Annotated in this window: 15 protein-coding genes and 2 tRNA genes; 8 read left to right on the forward strand and 9 right to left on the reverse strand. The window is 68.6% G+C overall.

What is annotated here, in order from left to right; translation table 11 throughout:
- Positions 1-22 precede the first annotated feature (22 nt).
- Entirely contained in the window at positions 23-784 is a 762-nt protein-coding gene (locus ACK4TH_RS09145; RefSeq protein ID WP_409625405.1) for a DsbC family protein, read from the forward strand.
- Entirely contained in the window at positions 781-2,691 is a 1,911-nt protein-coding gene (locus tag ACK4TH_RS09150; RefSeq protein ID WP_409625408.1) for a M61 family metallopeptidase, read from the forward strand. Before ACK4TH_RS09145 ends, ACK4TH_RS09150 begins: the two co-directional genes overlap by 4 nt.
- Here ACK4TH_RS09150 and ACK4TH_RS09155 read toward each other — a convergent pair.
- The gene (locus ACK4TH_RS09155) at positions 2,645-3,463 is read right to left on the reverse strand and encodes an enoyl-CoA hydratase-related protein (protein WP_409625411.1); all 819 of its coding nucleotides are present in this window, start codon (positions 3,461-3,463) and stop codon (positions 2,645-2,647) included. The genes ACK4TH_RS09150 and ACK4TH_RS09155 overlap by 47 nt on opposite strands.
- Positions 3,464-3,646: 183 nt before the next feature.
- On the opposite strand from ACK4TH_RS09155, the gene ACK4TH_RS09160 reads away from it, so the two are divergent.
- From ACK4TH_RS09160 to groL, 5 genes are all read left to right on the forward strand, one after another.
- Positions 3,647-4,438, forward strand: a complete 792-nt coding sequence (locus ACK4TH_RS09160; protein WP_409625414.1) for an enoyl-CoA hydratase — start codon at positions 3,647-3,649, stop codon at positions 4,436-4,438.
- Between the two features lie 93 nt (positions 4,439-4,531).
- Positions 4,532-4,608: transfer RNA gene (locus ACK4TH_RS09165), tRNA-Met, on the forward strand.
- A 136-nt stretch (positions 4,609-4,744) separates the two neighbouring features.
- Complete coding sequence (gene cutA / locus ACK4TH_RS09170; protein ID WP_409625417.1) at positions 4,745-5,074, forward strand: divalent-cation tolerance protein CutA; 330 nt, start codon at positions 4,745-4,747, stop codon at positions 5,072-5,074.
- 177 nt (positions 5,075-5,251) lie between these two features.
- Positions 5,252-5,542 (forward strand): co-chaperone GroES, encoded by a 291-nt coding sequence (gene groES / locus ACK4TH_RS09175; RefSeq protein ID WP_068608443.1) that lies wholly within the window; start codon positions 5,252-5,254, stop codon positions 5,540-5,542.
- 59 nt (positions 5,543-5,601) lie between these two features.
- Positions 5,602-7,236 (forward strand): chaperonin GroEL, encoded by a 1,635-nt coding sequence (gene groL, locus ACK4TH_RS09180; protein WP_409625421.1) that lies wholly within the window; start codon positions 5,602-5,604, stop codon positions 7,234-7,236.
- Between the two features lie 62 nt (positions 7,237-7,298).
- Here groL and ACK4TH_RS09185 read toward each other — a convergent pair whose 3' ends face one another.
- The 3 genes from ACK4TH_RS09185 to ACK4TH_RS09195 form a co-directional block, all read right to left on the reverse strand.
- Positions 7,299-7,685: a hypothetical protein gene (locus tag ACK4TH_RS09185; protein ID WP_409625424.1), complete on the reverse strand. Its 387-nt coding sequence runs from the start codon at positions 7,683-7,685 to the stop codon at positions 7,299-7,301.
- Between the two features lie 78 nt (positions 7,686-7,763).
- Complete coding sequence (locus ACK4TH_RS09190; protein ID WP_409625427.1) at positions 7,764-8,912, reverse strand: acyl-CoA dehydrogenase family protein; 1,149 nt, start codon at positions 8,910-8,912, stop codon at positions 7,764-7,766.
- A 12-nt stretch (positions 8,913-8,924) separates the two neighbouring features.
- Complete coding sequence (locus ACK4TH_RS09195; RefSeq protein WP_409625429.1) at positions 8,925-10,121, reverse strand: acyl-CoA dehydrogenase family protein; 1,197 nt, start codon at positions 10,119-10,121, stop codon at positions 8,925-8,927.
- A 162-nt stretch (positions 10,122-10,283) separates the two neighbouring features.
- Here ACK4TH_RS09195 and ACK4TH_RS09200 point away from each other — a divergent pair.
- Positions 10,284-10,359: transfer RNA gene (locus ACK4TH_RS09200), tRNA-Asn, on the forward strand.
- A gap of 76 nt (positions 10,360-10,435) precedes the next feature.
- Here the strand turns inward: ACK4TH_RS09200 and ACK4TH_RS09205 are convergent.
- Genes ACK4TH_RS09205 through ACK4TH_RS09225 form a run of 5 tightly spaced genes read right to left on the reverse strand, consistent with a single transcriptional unit; the run spans position 10,436 to position 16,622 of the window.
- On the reverse strand, positions 10,436-11,677 hold the full coding sequence (locus ACK4TH_RS09205) for an HDOD domain-containing protein (RefSeq protein ID WP_409625432.1): 1,242 nt from the start codon (positions 11,675-11,677) through the stop codon (positions 10,436-10,438).
- Between the two features lie 18 nt (positions 11,678-11,695).
- Positions 11,696-12,664: a flagellin gene (locus ACK4TH_RS09210; RefSeq protein WP_409625435.1), complete on the reverse strand. Its 969-nt coding sequence runs from the start codon at positions 12,662-12,664 to the stop codon at positions 11,696-11,698.
- 11 nt (positions 12,665-12,675) lie between these two features.
- A complete protein-coding gene (gene flgK / locus ACK4TH_RS09215) occupies positions 12,676-14,625 on the reverse strand; it encodes a flagellar hook-associated protein FlgK (protein WP_409625438.1) in 1,950 nt (649 codons plus the stop codon).
- Positions 14,626-14,641: 16 nt separating this feature from the next.
- Positions 14,642-15,535 (reverse strand): flagellar assembly peptidoglycan hydrolase FlgJ, encoded by an 894-nt coding sequence (gene flgJ, locus ACK4TH_RS09220; RefSeq protein ID WP_409625441.1) that lies wholly within the window; start codon positions 15,533-15,535, stop codon positions 14,642-14,644.
- A 1-nt stretch (position 15,536) separates the two neighbouring features.
- On the reverse strand, positions 15,537-16,622 hold the full coding sequence (locus ACK4TH_RS09225; protein WP_409625447.1) for a flagellar basal body P-ring protein FlgI: 1,086 nt from the start codon (positions 16,620-16,622) through the stop codon (positions 15,537-15,539).
- Positions 16,623-16,777: the final 155 nt, after the last annotated feature.

Genomic DNA, 16,777 nt, shown 5'->3' on the forward strand with positions numbered 1-16,777 from the left:
CCCTTTCTTGCCGAGACCTCACATGACCCGTTCTGCCCTGCCCGTCCTGCCCGCGGTGCGTCGCCTCACGCTGGGCCTGGTCGGCGTTGCGCTGTTGGCCACCGCTGCCCACGCCAACGAAGCCGTGATCCGCAAAAACCTCAGCGAGCGCCTGCCCAACCTGCCCCGCATCGACGAGGTGCGCCCCACCCCCATGCGCGGCCTGTTCGAGATCCGCATCAACGGCACGGACATCCTCTACACCGATGCCGAGGGCAATTACCTGATCCAGGGCGCTCTCATCGACACCAAGGCGCGCGTCAACCTAACCGACGAACGGCTGGAGAAGCTCACCGCCATCGCCTTCGACGAGCTGCCGCTGAAGGACGCCTTCACCGTGGTGCGTGGCAACGGGCAGCGCAAGCTGGCCGTGTTTGCCGATCCCAATTGCGGATTCTGCAAACGCTTCGAGCGGGATCTGGCCAAGCTGGACAACGTCACCATCCACACCTTCCTCTACCCCGTGCTGGGCAAGGACTCCGAGCAAAAATCCCGCGCGATCTGGTGCGCACGCGATCGCAACAAGGCCTGGGACGACTGGATGCAGCGCGGCGTGACCCCGCCCGAGCCCAAGGCCGACGCCAAGTGCGACACCACGGCCTTGGAACGTAACATCGCTTTCGGCCAAAAATACCGCATCACCGGCACCCCGACCACCATCCTGGCCAATGGCACGCGCCTGCCGGGCGCGGTGGGGCTGGATCGTCTGGAGCCGCTGCTGGCCCAAAGCGTCGGCGCCAAATGACCCGTCGCCGCCCCGCCCCAGCCCGCCACCTCGGCCAGCCGGCGGCCCTGCGCTACACCGTCGAGGTGGCCGATACCCATGCCCACCTGTGGCGGGTCACGTTGGCGATCGACCGCCCCGCGCCGCGTCAGCGCGTCAGTCTGCCGGTGTGGATTCCGGGCAGCTACCTGGTGCGGGAGTTTGCCCAGCACCTGCAGCGCCTGCAAGCGGCGGTGGATGGGCGCCCGGTTCCGCTGCGCGCGCTGACCAAGAACAGCTGGCAAGCCGAGCTGGACGCCGAGGCCGCCGCCGGCACGCTGACCTTGCAATACGAGGTCTATGCCTTCGACCCCTCGGTGCGCGCCGCGTACCTGGATGCGCGGCGGGGTTTTTTCAACGCCACCAGCCTGTGCCTGCGCGTGCATGGGCGCGAGGACGAACCGCACGCGCTGACACTGGCCGGCAGTGACGCCACCCGCGGCTGGCGCGTGGCCACGGCATTGCGCCCTTGGGCCCCGGCTGCGGGCGCGCGGCCGCGGAGGGCCCCAGGCTGGCAGTGGGCCACGGGCGACGGCTTTGGCACCTACCTGGCCGCGGATTACGACGAATTGGCCGACAGCCCCGTGGAAATGGGCGACTTCTGGTGCGGCGACGTCGTCGTTCGGGGTGTGCCCCATCGCTTCGTCGTCAGCGGGGCGGTGGCCGGCTTCGACGGGGAGCGGCTGCTGCGCGACACGGCGCAGGTGTGCGAGGCCGCCATGACCCTGTGGCACGGGCCCGACGGCACGCCCCCGATCGACCGGTACCTGTTTTTGCTCAACGCCACGCAGGACGGCTACGGCGGGCTGGAACACCGCCACTCGACCGCGCTGGTGTGCGCCCGCACCGACCTGCCCCTGCAGCCGCTGCCGGGCCCGAGCGCACCGGACCAGGCGCCGGCGCTGCTGCGCGCAGGCGACGGCTACACCACACTGCTGGGGCTGATCAGCCACGAATACTTCCACACCTGGAACGTCAAGCGTCTGCGCCCGCGGGAGTTCACCCGCTACGACTACGACCGCGAGAACCCGACCGAGCTGCTGTGGTTCTTCGAGGGCTTCACCAGCTACTACGACGACTTGCTGCTGCTGCGCGCGGGGCTGATCGACCAAGCCACCCATTTGCAATTGCTGGCCAAGTCCATCAACCATGTGCTGCAGACCCCGGGGCGGCGGGTGCAGAGCGTAGCGCAGGCCAGTTGGGATGCCTGGATCAAGTACTACCGGGTGCAGGAGAACACGCCCAACGCGACCGTCAGCTACTACGCCAAAGGCGCCTTGGTGGCCCTGTGCCTGGATCTGACACTGCGCCTGGAGGGTCGAACCACCCTGGACGATGTGATGCGTGCACTGTGGCAGCGCTGCGCGGGCGGGCCCATGCGCGAGGCGGACCTGCGCGCCGTGCTGCGCCGCTTGGCCGGCCGCGATCTGGACGCCGAACTGGACGCCTGGGTGCACGGCACCGACGAGTTGCCCCTGCGCCCCCTGCTGGAGCGGCATGGGGTGCGCTGGATCGAGGAGCGTGCGCCCCTGGCACAACAGCTCGGCCTGCGGGTGGACGAGGCCAGCGGCATCCGCCTGCGCAACGTGCTGCGGGGCAGTGCGGCGGAGGCGGCCGGCCTGGCCGCCGGGGACGAATGGCTGGCCGTGGAGCGCGCGGGGGAAATCTGGCGCGTGCGTCGGCTGGACGACGTGGCCTTACATGCCCGCGGGCTGACCGCGGACGAGCCTCTGGTGTGCTGGGTGGCCCGCGATGGTCGCGTGCTGCGCTGCCCGCTCCAGTGGCCGGCAGCCGCCACCACCGTACAGTTACAACCCGCCCCGCCCGAGGCCCGGGCCGACCTCACTCCCCGCGAAACTGCGGCGCGCGCTTCTGCAGAAAGGCTGTGACGCCCTCCACGTAGTCGTGGCTGCGGCCCAGCGCGGCTTGGCAATCGCGCTCGGCGTCGAGCTGCTGTTCGAACGAGCGCTGCAGGGCACCGCGCAGCAGATGCCGCGTGCTCACCAGCGCCCGTGTCGGCATGGTCGCCAAGCGTTCTGCCATCGCCAGCGCCGCCGCCAGGGGATCGTCGGCCACCGACCAGATCAGCCCCCAATCGCGCGCCTGCTCCGCCGGCAGCTTGTCGCCGAGCATGGCCAGAGCCATGGCCCGGGCCAGCCCCAAGCGTTCCACCGTCAGCCAGCTCCCGCCGGCATCGGGAATCAGCCCGATCTTGCTGAACGCCTGCACGAAGCTGGCGCCGGGGGCAGCGATGGCAATGTCGCACGTCAGCGCCAGGGACACGCCGGCCCCGGCCGCCACCCCATTGACCGCCGCCAGCGTGGGCACGCGCAGATGCATCAGTGCGCGTGCGCTGGGGTTGAAGCAGGTCTCGATGATCGGTCCGGGGTTGGCGCGTTCCAGCATGTCGGGGCCGGGGGAGAAGTCCAGCTCCGACAGGTCCAGCCCGGCGCAAAAACCGCGTCCGGCGCCGGTCAGCACCAGGGCCCGAATGCCGCGGTCGGCCTCCACGTCGGCCAGCGCGCGCTGAAACGCCTGGTGCATGGTGCGGGTAAAGCTGTTGAGCGCCTGGGGGCGGTTGAGCGTGAGCACGGCCACCGCACCGCGGCGCTCGAACAGAATCTCGTCGGCCGCCGGCGCGGCCGCTGGTTGCTGGGTCATGGGGAGTCTCCTCTGGCTCGGGAACGGGCGGCCAGCCATGCCGCCGCGATGCACGAATCGTAACCCGCCCGGGCGGCCGGCCATGGCCTCCGCCACCGCCGGTGCGGCGCCGCCGGGACGCTATAGTCGGCGGTGGTCACCGACGCATGACCCCATTCTTGACGCCCGTCCGAGGAAACCCGCATGAGCGAGACATCCCCCCTGTACGAAACCCTGCTCACCCGCACCGAAGGGCCGGTTGGCATCATCGCCTTGAACCGCCCCAAACAGCTCAACGCCCTGAACGACCAGCTCATGAACGAGCTGGGCGCCGCACTCAAGGCCTTCGATGCCGACGATGCGATCGGCTGCATCGTGCTGACGGGCAACGAGAAGGCCTTTGCCGCCGGCGCCGACATTGCCGCCATGGCGCGCTACACCTTCTCGGACGTCTACCGCACCGAATACATCACCCGCAACTGGGAGGCGCTGCGCCACGTGCGCAAGCCTGTCATCGCGGCCGTGGCCGGCTTCGCGCTGGGCGGCGGCTGCGAGGTGGCCATGATGTGCGACATCATCATCGCCGCCGACAACGCCAAGTTTGGCCAACCGGAGGTGAAGATCGGCGTCATCCCCGGTGCCGGTGGCACCCAGCGGCTGCCGCGTGCCGTTGGCAAGGCCAAGGCCATGGACATGGCACTGACCGGGCGCATGATGGATGCGGCCGAGGCCGAGCGCGCCGGTTTGGTCAGCCGCGTGGTGCCGCTGGACAAGCTGATGGACGAGGCGCTGGCCGTCGCGCTGTCCATTGCCGCGTTGCCGCGGCTGGCGGTGCTGGCCGCCAAGGAGGCGGTCAATCGCGCTTTCGAAGGCCCGCTGGCCGACGGCCTGATGTACGAGCGCCGGCTATTCCACGCCATGTTTGCCACGGAGGACCAAAAGGAAGGCATGGCCGCCTTCCTGGACAAGCGCGCACCGAATTTTCAGCACCGCTGAACGGCCGGCACACGCTCGCCCCCGACACGTGCCCAGCCGGCGTCAGCCCCGGCACGTTGGGGCGTGGATTTTGGCTATAATGGCGGCTTCAAAGGCGCTTTAGCTCAGCCGGTTAGAGCGACGGAATCATAATCCGCAGGTCCGGGGTTCGAATCCCTGAAGCGCCACCAAATAAATCAAGCCCGCCATGCGCGGGCTTTTCGTTTCTCGGCCGACCGTCTGGCGCGACGGTGTCACCGAAAGCGGCCACGACTCGCGACCCGCCATCGGCTACCATCGGACGGGCAGACCCACCCCGACATTGCCATGGACGACGCGCTGATCGCGGTATTCACGACGCTGCCAGACGAGGGAGGCGCTCGCGCGCTCGCCCAGGCGCTGGTGCGTGCGCGGCTAGCGGCCTGCGTGCAGTTACACGCCATCACCAGCGTCTACGAGTGGGACAACGCGATGCAGGACGACGCCGAATGGCGACTGCAGGCCAAGGCCCGCGCGGCCGACTGGCCGGCGCTGCGCGACTTCATCGCCGCGCGCCACCCCTACCACCTGCCCGCCATCTGGTACACGCCAATCGAGGCCAGCGAGGGCTACGCGGACTGGGTGCAGCACCAGACGGTGCGAACGCCGCCGGCCTGATGCCCCGGCCATGCCGGCTCCAACGCCACCGAGACAGCCAAAGGTGGCGGACTCATACAGCCCCTTGAAAACCGTTTCCGCAGCCCTTATGATTAGCACTCGTCGGCGGTGAGTGCTAATAACGGACCTCCGCCGTCTCCATCTCACATTCTCATCGTCCTTTCGACAGGAGATCGCATGAAACTTCGTCCTCTCGCCGATCGCGTGATCGTCAAGCGCCTGGAAAACGAGACCAAGACCGCCTCGGGCATCGTGATCCCGGACAACGCCGCCGAGAAGCCCGATCAAGGCGAAGTGCTGGCCGTCGGTCCCGGCAAGACCAACGACAAGGGCGAAACCAAGCCGCTGAGCGTCAAGGTCGGCGACCGTGTGCTGTTCGGCAAGTACAGCGGCCAGACCGTCAAGGTCGACGGCGAAGAGCTGCTGGTCATGAAAGAAGACGACCTGTTCGCCGTCGTCGAGAAGTGACCCCGACCGACACCGGTCTGACAACGCTCACCTCCCCTATTCGCAAAGGAAACTGAAAAATGGCAGCAAAAGACGTCGTGTTTGGCGGCGAAGCCCGCGCCCGCATGGTCGAAGGCGTGAACATCCTGGCCAACGCGGTCAAAGTGACTCTGGGTCCCAAGGGCCGCAACGTGGTGCTCGAGCGCTCCTTCGGCGCCCCCACCGTGACCAAGGACGGGGTGTCCGTGGCCAAGGAAATCGAGCTGAAGGACAAGTTGCAGAACATGGGCGCGCAGATGGTCAAGGAAGTCGCTTCCAAGACCAGCGACAACGCCGGTGACGGCACCACCACCGCCACCGTGCTGGCCCAGGCCATCGTGCGCGAAGGCATGAAGTACGTGGCCGCCGGCATGAACCCGATGGACCTCAAGCGTGGCATCGACAAGGCGGTCGAGGCGCTGGTGGCCGAGCTGAAGAAGATCAGCAAGCCCACCACCACCAGCAAGGAGATCGCCCAGGTCGGCGCCATCTCGGCCAACAGCGACGAGTCGATCGGCAACATCATTGCCGAAGCGATGGACAAGGTCGGCAAAGAAGGCGTCATCACCGTTGAAGACGGCAAGAGCCTGAGCAACGAGCTGGATGTCGTCGAGGGCATGCAGTTCGACCGCGGCTACCTGTCGCCGTACTTCATCAACAACCCGGACAAGCAGGTGGCGGTGCTGGACAACCCGTACATCCTGCTGCACGACAAGAAGATCAGCAACATCCGTGACCTGCTGCCGGCGCTGGAGCAGGTGGCCAAGGCCGGCCGTCCGCTGCTGATCATCGCCGAGGAAGTCGAAGGCGAGGCGCTGGCCACCCTGGTGGTCAACACCATCCGCGGCATTCTGAAGGTGGTGGCGGTCAAGGCCCCGGGCTTTGGCGATCGCCGCAAGGCCATGCTGGAAGACATCGCCATTCTGACCGGTGGCAAGGTCATCGCCGAGGAAGTCGGCCTGACGCTGGAGAAGGTGACGCTGGCCGACCTGGGTCAGGCCAAGCGCGTCGAAGTGGCCAAAGAAAACACCACCATCATCGATGGCGCTGGCAAGGCCGAGGACATCGAAGCGCGCGTCAAGCAGATCCGCATCCAAATCGAGGAAGCGACCAGCGACTACGACCGTGAGAAGCTGCAGGAGCGCGTGGCGAAGCTCGCCGGTGGCGTGGCGGTGATCAAGGTCGGCGCGGCCACCGAGGTCGAGATGAAGGAGAAGAAGGCCCGCGTCGAGGACGCTCTGCACGCCACCCGTGCGGCCGTCGAAGAGGGCATCGTCCCCGGCGGTGGTGTGGCGCTGCTGCGCGCCCGTCAGGCGGTGGGCGAACTGCACGGCGCCAACGCCGATCAGGACGCCGGCATCAAGCTGGTGCTCAAGGCCATCGAAGCCCCGCTGCGCGAAATCGTGGCCAACGCCGGTGGCGAGCCCTCGGTCGTGATCAACAAGGTGCTGGAAGGCAAGGGCAACTTCGGCTTCAACGCCGCCAACGACACCTACGGCGACATGATCGAGATGGGCATCCTGGACCCGACCAAGGTGACCCGTACCGCGCTGCAAAACGCCGCTTCCGTGGCCGGCCTGATGCTGACCACCGAGTGCATGGTCGCCGAGACCCCGAAGGCCGAAACCCCGGCGCCGGCTGCCGGTGGCATGGGCGGCATGGGCATGGACATGTAATCGGCCAGCCCGGTCATCCACGCTCTGCATGAAGCCCGCCAAGCACCGCTTGGCGGGCTTTTTCATTGTCCGGATGCGGCACCACGGGACAGGCTGACGTTGAACGGGCCTCCGTTGGGGATTAGCGCGCGGATGTCGCGCTCGTAGGCCTGCAACTGGCTGGCGGCCCGGGCCCGCTGCTCGGGAGTGGCTTGGGCATGCCAGTCGGCCAGCCAGCGACAGCCCGACGCCAGGCGCTCGCGGCGGTGCCATCGGTGCCAGCGGCGAGCGGCCTCGTCCAGACCCTGGCGCTGGGGAGCATCCAGGTCCCACAGACTGTCCAGCCGCCACATCACCACGGTGGGCAGCCGGTTGTAGGCCAGGCCGATCACGCTGCATCCGGCAGCCACTGCGGCGACCACACCAACGGCCACCCAGCGCCCCATGGCGCGCCAACGATGCGGCGGCACGGGCGCGGCGGTTGCAGAGCTTGCATGGCGGGTGGATCGCGGTGCGCGACCAGGGTTCCAGGGAGCAGCCCGGCTCGGTCAGGCCCGCGCCTCCCGCTCGCGGCTGAGCGCAATGAAGCGGGCGAGGTGATGGTCTTCGTCGCCGAATTCGTGGTCGATCATGACCAAGCGCTTGGCGTAGTGCGACAGCGGCAGTTCCCACGTCATGCCAATGCCGCCGTGCAACTGGATGCTCTCCTCCGCCACCTGGGTGCCGACTCGGCCGATGGTGGCTTTGGCGGCCGCGACGAGGCGGTCGCGCTCGAGCGGGTCGTCGCCGTCGAAGGCGGCCGCGGCATTGATGACGGCCGAGCGCGATTGCTCGACCGCCATCCACAGATCGACCGCGCGGTGCTGCAGCGCCTGGAAGCTGCCGATCGGGCGTCCAAACTGGCGGCGCGTCTGCAGATAGTCGCGCGTCATGCGCAGGGCGACCTCCATGGCGCCGAGTGCCTCGGCGCACAGGGCGAGGGATCCACAGGCCAGCCCCTGCGCCAACACTTGGCGTGCCCGCGCCGGGCCGGCCACCAGGGCGTCGGTCGGCACACGCACCGCGGTCAGGGTCACATCCGCAGCACCACCGCCATCGATGCGGGGATAGGCGCGCACCGATACCCCGGGTGTGCCGCGCGGCACCCAAAACAGCGCGATGCCCTCCGCATCGCGCACGGCCCCGGACAGCCGCGCAGAGACCAGCCAGCCCTCCGCCTGCCCCCCGTGCGGCACGACCGCCTTGTGACCGTCGAGCACCCAGCCCCCCGCGTCGTGCTGGGCAGTGGTGGCGACATGGGTGGGTTCGTAGTGGGCATCGGGCTCCTCGTGGGCGAGCGCGACGACCGCGCCGGCAGCCAGCCGCTCCAGCCACACGGCCCAGGCCTGCGGGGCGTCGGCGCGGGCCAGCATCTGCCCCACCACGGCGGAGCCCAGCAGGGGTTCGATCACCAGGGCCCGGCCCGCGCTTTCGAAGACAGTGGCGATGTCAAAGCCGCCCCCACCCAATCCCCCGGCCGACTCGGGCAGCAGCGCCGCGACGGCCCCCAGCTCCACCAATCCTGCCCACAGATCCACGTCGTACCCCTGCGGCGCCGCGGCCGCCGCATGGCGACGTTCAATCGGGTAGCGCTGTGCCAGATAGCGGTCCAGCGAATCGGCGAGCATGCGCTGGTCATCGGTCAGCGAAAAATCCATGACTGCCCCTCCTCACAAGCCGAGCACCGTCTTGGCGACGATGTTCTTCTGGATCTCGTTGGAACCGCCGAAGATCGACAGCTTGCGGTAGTTGAAGTACTGCGCCGCGGCGCTGGCCGCCCCCACGGGACCGACCGCCTGATCGGCGCCCTCCAACGTCAGCGCCGCCTCGATCCACGGCAGCGCGTACGGCCCCATGGCGCGACGCGTCAGGCTCAGGATCTCCTGCCGCACCTGCGTGCCCAGGATCTTGAGCAGCGAACTCTGCGGCCCCGGCGCACCGCCACCGGCCACCGCCGCCAGCACGCGCAGGTTGGTGGTCTTGAGGTTGTCCAGCTCGATTTCCACGCGCGCCAGCCGTGCGGCAAACAGCGGATCCTCGATCAGCGGCCGGCCACCCTTGTGCACCGCGCGCGCGATGACCTTGAGCCGCTCCAGCCCCGCCACCGAAAAGCCGATGCCGGCGATGTTGGTGCGCTCGTAGGTCAACAAATACTTGGCGATCGTCCAGCCCTGGTTCTCCGCGCCGACCAGACGGTCCAGCGGCACGCGCACATCGGTCAGAAAGACCTCGTTGACCTCGTGCTCACCGTCCAGCGTGAGGATGGGGCGCACCTCCACGCCCGGGCTGTCCAGGTCGATCAGCAGAAAGCTGATGCCCTCCTGCGGCTTGGCGTCGCGGTCGGTGCGCACGAGGCAGAACATCCGGTTGGCGTAGTGCCCGAGCGTCGTCCAGGTCTTCTGACCGTTGACGACGTAGTGGTCGCCGTCGCGCACCGCGGTGGTCTTGAGCGAGGCCAGGTCCGAGCCGGCCCCCGGCTCCGAGTAGCCCTGGCACCACCAGTCCGAACCGTCCAGGATGCGCGGCAGCCAGTGGCGCTTCTGCGCCTCGGTGCCATACTTAATCAGCACTGGGCCCAGCATGTTGACACCGAACGGCACGATGCGCGGTGCGCCGGCCAGGGCACATTCGTTTTCGAAAATGAAACGCTGCACCGGCCCCCAGCCAGGGCCGCCCCATTCGCGCGGCCAGTGGCTGGCCAGCCAACCCCGCGCCTGCAGAATGGCATGCCAGCGCGCCATGTCGTCGCGCGTCAGCCGCAGGCCCTGCCGGACCTTGGTGGCCAACTCGGGCGGCAGCTCGTCGCGCAAAAAGGCGCGCACCGCGTCGCGAAACGCGTTCTCGTCGGGGGTCAATCGCAGGTCCATACAGGCTCCCAAGGCCACGGGCCACATCCGGGCCGGCACACCGACCCGCCACACCAGCCCGCGATTGTGCGCAGGCCCCACGGGCTGCGCCACAAGCGCCTGTCCAACAGGCGACGCCAGTCCGAGCGATCGATTTTGTCGCTATAATGCGAGGCTTACCGATCCCCGATAGCTCAGTCGGTAGAGCGCCGGACTGTTAATCCGTAGGTCCCTGGTTCGAGCCCAGGTCGGGGAGCCAGATTTCACCGCCTCAAGCCCGCCACCGCGCGGGCTTTGGTGTTTTCCGGGCCCCGAATCGCCCTGCCCGGGCGTGGTCACACCGGCGAGCGCCAGCGCGCCAGCGTGCGCAGCAGCGCCGTGTTGACGTGCGCGAGCGCGAAGCCTTCCTCCTGCATCCGGGCGGGCAGGTGTTGCGACTGCGCCGGATCGGCCAGCCGCCGGGCCAGGTCCAGGTACACGCTGTACGGCCCCTGCCCCGCCAGCAGGGCCTCGGTGATGGCTTCGGACAGAGGCACGCGTTCCAAGGCCTGTGCGAGCGGCACGCGCAGCCAGCGATCCAGGTTGGAGAACAGCCCCGTGAGATAGATCTCGGTGGCCAGCTCGTGCTGGGCGCCCGCGTCCATGAGCATTTGCATCAACTGCGCACGCAGCACCAAGGCTTGGCGCACGGGCTGCAGATCGGGGTCGGAGACCGTGCCGGGCAACAGCCGGAGCAGCGCATCGCGAAAACGCCGCTCGCCCAGCAACAGGACGGCCTGCCGCACAGTGGACACCTCGCGTCCGGTACCGAAGGCATCGCCGTTGACCAACCGCAGCAAGCGGTAGGTCAGCAGCACGTCGCTGTGCACCAGACCGATCACCGTCTCCATGGACGCCTCGCGCAGCAGGGCCTGCTGCACGCGCAACAGTGCGCCCTTGTCCACCCCCAAGCCACCTGCGGGGCGGGACGCCAGCGCATCGTCATCCGGCCAGCCCACCACCCCCCAGGCCTGTCGCACATCCAGGCAATGGGCCGCGAGCGCTACCTGGCCGATCGCCCCGTACAACTGCCCCGGCAGCACGGGGCTGTCGGCCGGCCGCTGCGCGGACAGGGCCTGCCGTACATGGTCGGGCCACAGGTGCAGCAGGTAGCGGAAGCGCTCGGCCGCGCTCCCGGTGACAGGGTGCGCACGGGCCAAGGGCAGGTTTTGCACCAGACGGTGCCCCAGGCGCCGGGCCTGCGCGAGGGCCTGCAGCAGCTCTGGCGGCATGCGCGGGCCAAAGTCCGGCACCTCGAGCCAGACATGGTCCGGCGGTGACGCCGACAAGGCCTGCAAAACGGGGCGCTGATCGTCGAACGCCACCAGCAGGAATGGCGATCCGGCAGACCACCAGTCCGCCATCGCATGCAGCAGGTGGGGGGCATCGACGCCGTCGTCCAGCAGACGCACCTGCAGGCGCGCGCCGATCAGGCGGCGCCCGTCACCCCAGATCGGCTGATACGTGACGACCGCGTGGTCCAGCGGATTGAAGCCCATGGCGCCGACACTGTAGCCGAAGTCGGCGCCGCCGCCCATGCGACGGCCAGCGCGCCGTCAGGCCAGGTATTGGAACAGCGACAGCCGCTGCACCTGCGCATACGACGACAGCCCGGCCTGGTAGGCCAGCTGCTGGGTCTGGAAGCGCGAGATGGCTTCCACCATGTCCAGGTCGGTGAGCTCGGACTGCTGCGCGATGTGGTAGTCCTCGCGCGCCTTGAGGGCCGTCTGCACCGCATCGGCCCGGTTGAGCCAGTCGCCCAACTGGCCGCGGGCGGAGAGCACGGCGTCGAGCCGCACCGTCAGATTGGCATTCGCCTGGCCGAGTTCGGTGGCGAGTTGATTGGCAGACAAGCTGGGGTTTTCCAGCGCGATGATGGCGCGATCGAGCGTTTCCCAGATGCTGCCGTTGGCCTGTGTCCCCGAGGGACCGAAAATCCGCTCGCCATCCAGGATATGGGGCAACGACGTCTCGGTCGGCGCATTTTGGCCGGCGACACCCTGCCACTGCACGACCCGGCTATCGCTGCCATAGGTTTGCGGCGTCGGTGCGACGACACTCTCCACGAACGGCTGCCCGCTCGTGTTGAGCGTCCCCTGCCCCATGAACAGCGGCCGGCCCAGCGTGTCCTGCGTGTTGGACAGTGCCAGAATGCGCTCGCGGATGCCCTCCAGCTCTTCGGCGATGGTGCGGCGGTCGCTGGCGTTGAGGGCGCCGTTGCCGCCCTGCACGATCAGCTCCTTGGCGCGGTGGTAGAGGTCGTTGATGGTGCCGAGCGTGCTTTCGGCCAATTCGATATTGCGGCGCGCCGCCTCCAGCGCGCGCTGATCGGACTGGATACGCTGCATGCGCGCCTGCTCGCGCTTGGCCAAGGCAGCGGCCGAGGGGTCGTCGCTGATGCGGCGCACGCGCTTGCCGGAGGAGAGTTGGTCTTGCGACTCGGCCAACTGCGCACCGCGCTGCTGCAGCCGGTTGATCGTGCTGTCGTAGCTGTAGGCCGTGGCCACGCGGTAGACGGTCGACATGATGGGCCTCGTCAACGGAAGGTGCTGATCAGCGTGTCGAAGATGGACTGCACGGTCTGCAGGTATTTGGCGGAGGCTTGATAGGCCTGCTGGAACTGCAGCAACCGCGCGGCTTCTTCGTCGAGGTTGACGCCAGCTTGGTTGGCACGCCGCTGCTCGGCGTCGTCGGCCTGCGCCTTGGAAAAGCTCGCCCGCGTCTGCGCCTCGTTGACGCGCGAGGCCAGGTTCGAAAACACCGCCACGTAGCCCTCCGACAGCTTGATGCTGCCGTCGAACATCACTTGGTCGCGCAGTGCCAGCATCGCCTGGGCGTTACCGCCGTTGAACAAAACCCCTGCGGCGGGTGTGTTCTGGAGTTGGAAGCCATCGCCCGCATTGGGCTGCCCCCGCAGCGTGATCTTCACCTCCACCGTGTCGGAACCCGAGGTGTAGGTGAAGGTCATCGGCTCGCCCGGGGTATAGGTCACGGACGCGGGCGAAAAACCGGCCAAGGCAAAGGTGTTCGGCGCGGTGAACGAGAGGCTGGCGGGCAGGGTCGGCATGGCCCACGAGCCCGCCGTCACGGTGGCGGAGACGGCCTCGATGGTGGCATTGCCGGTGTTGGTGGCGTTTTGCGACAGCGTCACCCTGTTGGCCGCGGCCAATTCCGCCGGCCGCGAGAGCGCCATTTGCAGCGAACCCGCTGCCGTGGCCCCGGGGGACAGCATGAAGCGGTCCCCGGCCGCCGGTGAGGTCGGCACACTGAGCGTCAGCCCCTCCAGCGAGTAGCCATTGACGGTGACCGGAGCAGCGGCGTTGGCCTGCCAACCGCTGCCGTTCCAATACCACCCGTCGCTGCCGCGCCGGATCAGCGCTTGCGTGCCGGAGGTAAATTCCAGAATGTAATCCTCGGCTTTGAGCTGGGTCGGATCGGTCACCGTCGCGCTCACACTGCCGCTGCTGGTGTTCGTGACGGCTGGTTTGCCCGTCAAGGCGCCGTAAGCCAGCAGATCCGCCCCCCCGGTGCCGAGCAGGTTCAGCCCGCTTTGCTGCTGGCGATTCACGGTCGTGGCCAGGGCCAGCGCCATGCGGCCCAATTCGGCCTGGGTGCGGATGACATCTCGGTTGACGAAGTCGAGCAGCCCCTTGAGCTTGCCGCCGCTGACGAAGTCGGCTGGCACGTCGTAGGCGCTCGCCCCTTGCACGAACTGCAACTGGATCTGGCGGTCGCCATCCAGCTCGGCGCGCGACACCCGCAGCTCTGCCGCGCGGTTGCCCAGGACCAGCGGCAGGCTGCCGGCCACGAACACCGACAACGTGCCGTCATCGGCGCGCAGCGTGGTCACCTGCACCTGCTCGTTGAGCTGCGCGATCAGGCGGTCGCGCTGGTCGAGCAGGTCGTTGGGGCTGGCGCCGGTGCCCTGCGCGCGCGCGATCGCGTCGTTGACACTGGCAATCGCCTGCGCCAGGCGGTTGATCTCCTTGGTCACCTCGGTGGCCTGCAAGCGCGCACCAGTGGCGATGTCGTCGATGCGCGCGGCGCCGTCGCGGATGCGCGCGGCCAGCGCATCGAACTGATCCAGCACCACCTGCCGCGCCGCGCTGTCGTTGGGGCTAGAGGCCACATCGGTCCAGGCGTTGAGCGCATCGTTGAGCAGCTTGCCGAGGCTGCCATCCCCCAGCGGAAAGAGCGACTCCACCCCCTGCAAATACTGCAGGCGCACCTGGTCGGCGGCGGCCGTGGCGCGGGTGACGTTGGACTCCCGCGTCAAAAACGCGTCATAGCCCACCCGGGTCACCGCCTCGATCTGCACCCCCTTGCCAAAATAACCGCTGCCCATTTGCTGCCCGGGCACGGAGTTGAGCTCGACGCGCTGGCGCGTGTAGCCCTCGGTGTTGGCATTGGCGATGTTGTGGCCGATGACCTGCAGCACGGCCTGGTTGGTGGTCAGCGCGCGGGTGGCGATGTTGAGGGCGCTCATGATGCTCTCCCGCCCCTCACGCCAGGGCACGCTGCAGCTGCAGCGTGGTGTTGATCACGCGGCTCAGCTTGGCGGCATACTGCGGGTCGGTGGCGTAGCCGGCCTGTTGCAGCTGCTGGGCAAACGCCTGCGGCGAGTGCAGGTTGCGCACCACCGCCTGGTAGCGCGGGCTGCCGGTGATCAGCCGCGCGTAGTCGCGGAATGCTTCGGTGTAGCTGTCGTAGGCGCGAAAGCGCTGCACCATCTTGCGCGGCTGGCCGTCCACATACTCGGTGGTGGTGACTTCGGCGACCTTGCCGGTCCAGCCCGGGCCGGCCTTGATGCCGAACAGGTTGTACGAGTTGCCGCCGTCGGCGGTGCGGATCTCGCTGCGGCCCCAGCCGGTCTCGTGCGCGGCCTGGCCGATCAAGAAAGCGGCCGGGATACCGGTCTCGCGCTGCACCTGCTGCGCCGCGCTGCGATGCTGCTCGACGAACGCCGCCTGCGACGCCGTGGGGCGCGACACCGCCGCGGCGCTGGCGGGCGTCGTCGGGGCGGTGGCCACAGGCGCAGTGGCACCGGTCGCCCCGCGCGGCCGCGCGGCGGGGTCGATCTGCTGCTGCAACTGGCGCTCGATCATCTCGCTCAGCCCCCCCGGCAGGCCGGTCATCTTGACCGCCCACTGCTCATCGAGCAGGTCCATGCCCAGGTCGGTGCCTTCGTTGTCCGTCAAACCACTCTTCATCGTCGCCTCGCGCATGGACTTGAGCAGTTCGCGCATGAACAGCGCCTCGAACTGACGGGCGGTCTCCTTCAGCGCCGCCTTCGGGTCGCGGCCAGCGGCGCCCTTGAGGGCGTCGAGGCTGCGGGCGTCCGCCGCCAGCCCGCGCGCGGCGTCGGCCCCCAGGGTGAAGCGCACGTCGGCCACCATGTCAGATCACCTCCAACTCGGCCTTCAACGCCCCGGCCGCCTTGAGCGCCTGCAGGATGGCCAGCAGGTCCTGCGGCGTGGCGCCCAGCTTGTTGAGCGCGCGCACCACGTCCGCCAGCTGCGCGGAGGCTTCCACCTCGATGATCTTGCCGCCGTCCTGCTGGATCTGGATGTCGGCCTTCTCGGTGACGACGGTCTGCGCGCCCTGGGGCGCAAACGGCGGCGGCTGGCTGACCTGCGGCGTGGAGCTGATGCTGATCGAGAGATTGCCGTGCGCGATGGCCGCCGGCGCCAGTTTGACGGCCTGGTTCAGCACCACCGAGCCGGTGCGGGCGTTGAAGACGACGCGCGCGGTCGGCGTGGCCAGCTCCACCGGCAGATCCTCGAGGCTCGCCAGGAACGCCACCCGCTCGTTGGGGTCGCGCGGCGCACGCACCTGCACCGTGCGCCCATCCAGCGCCTGCGCCGTGCCGTCGCCGATGGCGCGGTTGATCGCCGCCGCCACGCGCGAGGCGGTCTGGAAGTCGTCGGCGCGCAGCGCCAGCGTCACCCCCTCGCCCAGCAGCAGCGGCGTCGGCACAGTGCGCTCCACCAGCGCGCCGTTGGGAATGCGGCCGGCATTCAGGTGGTTGACGGTGACGCTGCTGCCGCCCGCGGACGCGCCGGCCCCGGCCACCACGAGGCTGCCCTGGGCCAGCGCGTAGACCTGTCCGTCGGCGCCGCGCAGCGGGGTCTGGATCAGCGTGCCGCCGCGCAGCGACTTGGCGCTGCCGACCGAAGAGACCGTCACGTCGATGGTCTGACCCGGCCGGGCGAAGGCCGGCAGCTCGGCCGTCACCAGCACCGCGGCGACGTTCTTCGGTTGCACCGTCACGCCCTGCGGCAGGGTGATGCCCATCTGCTGCATGAAGTTGGCCAGGCTGCGCGTCGTGTAGGCGTTGTTGCCGTCGCCGGTGCCGTCCAGCCCCACCACCAGGCCGTAGCCGACCAGCTGGTTGCTGCGCACCCCTTGCACGGCGGCCACGTCCTTGACGCGCGTGGCCTGCGCCGGAGCCGGCGTCAGGGCCCAGGCGGCCACGACGATCATGGCGGCCAGCAGCCCGCGGGGGAGAAAAGTCCATCGGTTCATCGCGCATCACCTCGTGAACCGATTGTGGAAAAACTTTAGCAGGCCGTTGAAAAAACGCCCATCGAAGCGGCCATGTACCCGTTTGCGAGGGTCCGAAGCCAGCGCAAGCCGCT

This window comes from Tepidimonas sp. (assembly GCF_046292505.1).
Taxonomy (GTDB): domain Bacteria; phylum Pseudomonadota; class Gammaproteobacteria; order Burkholderiales; family Burkholderiaceae_C; genus Tepidimonas.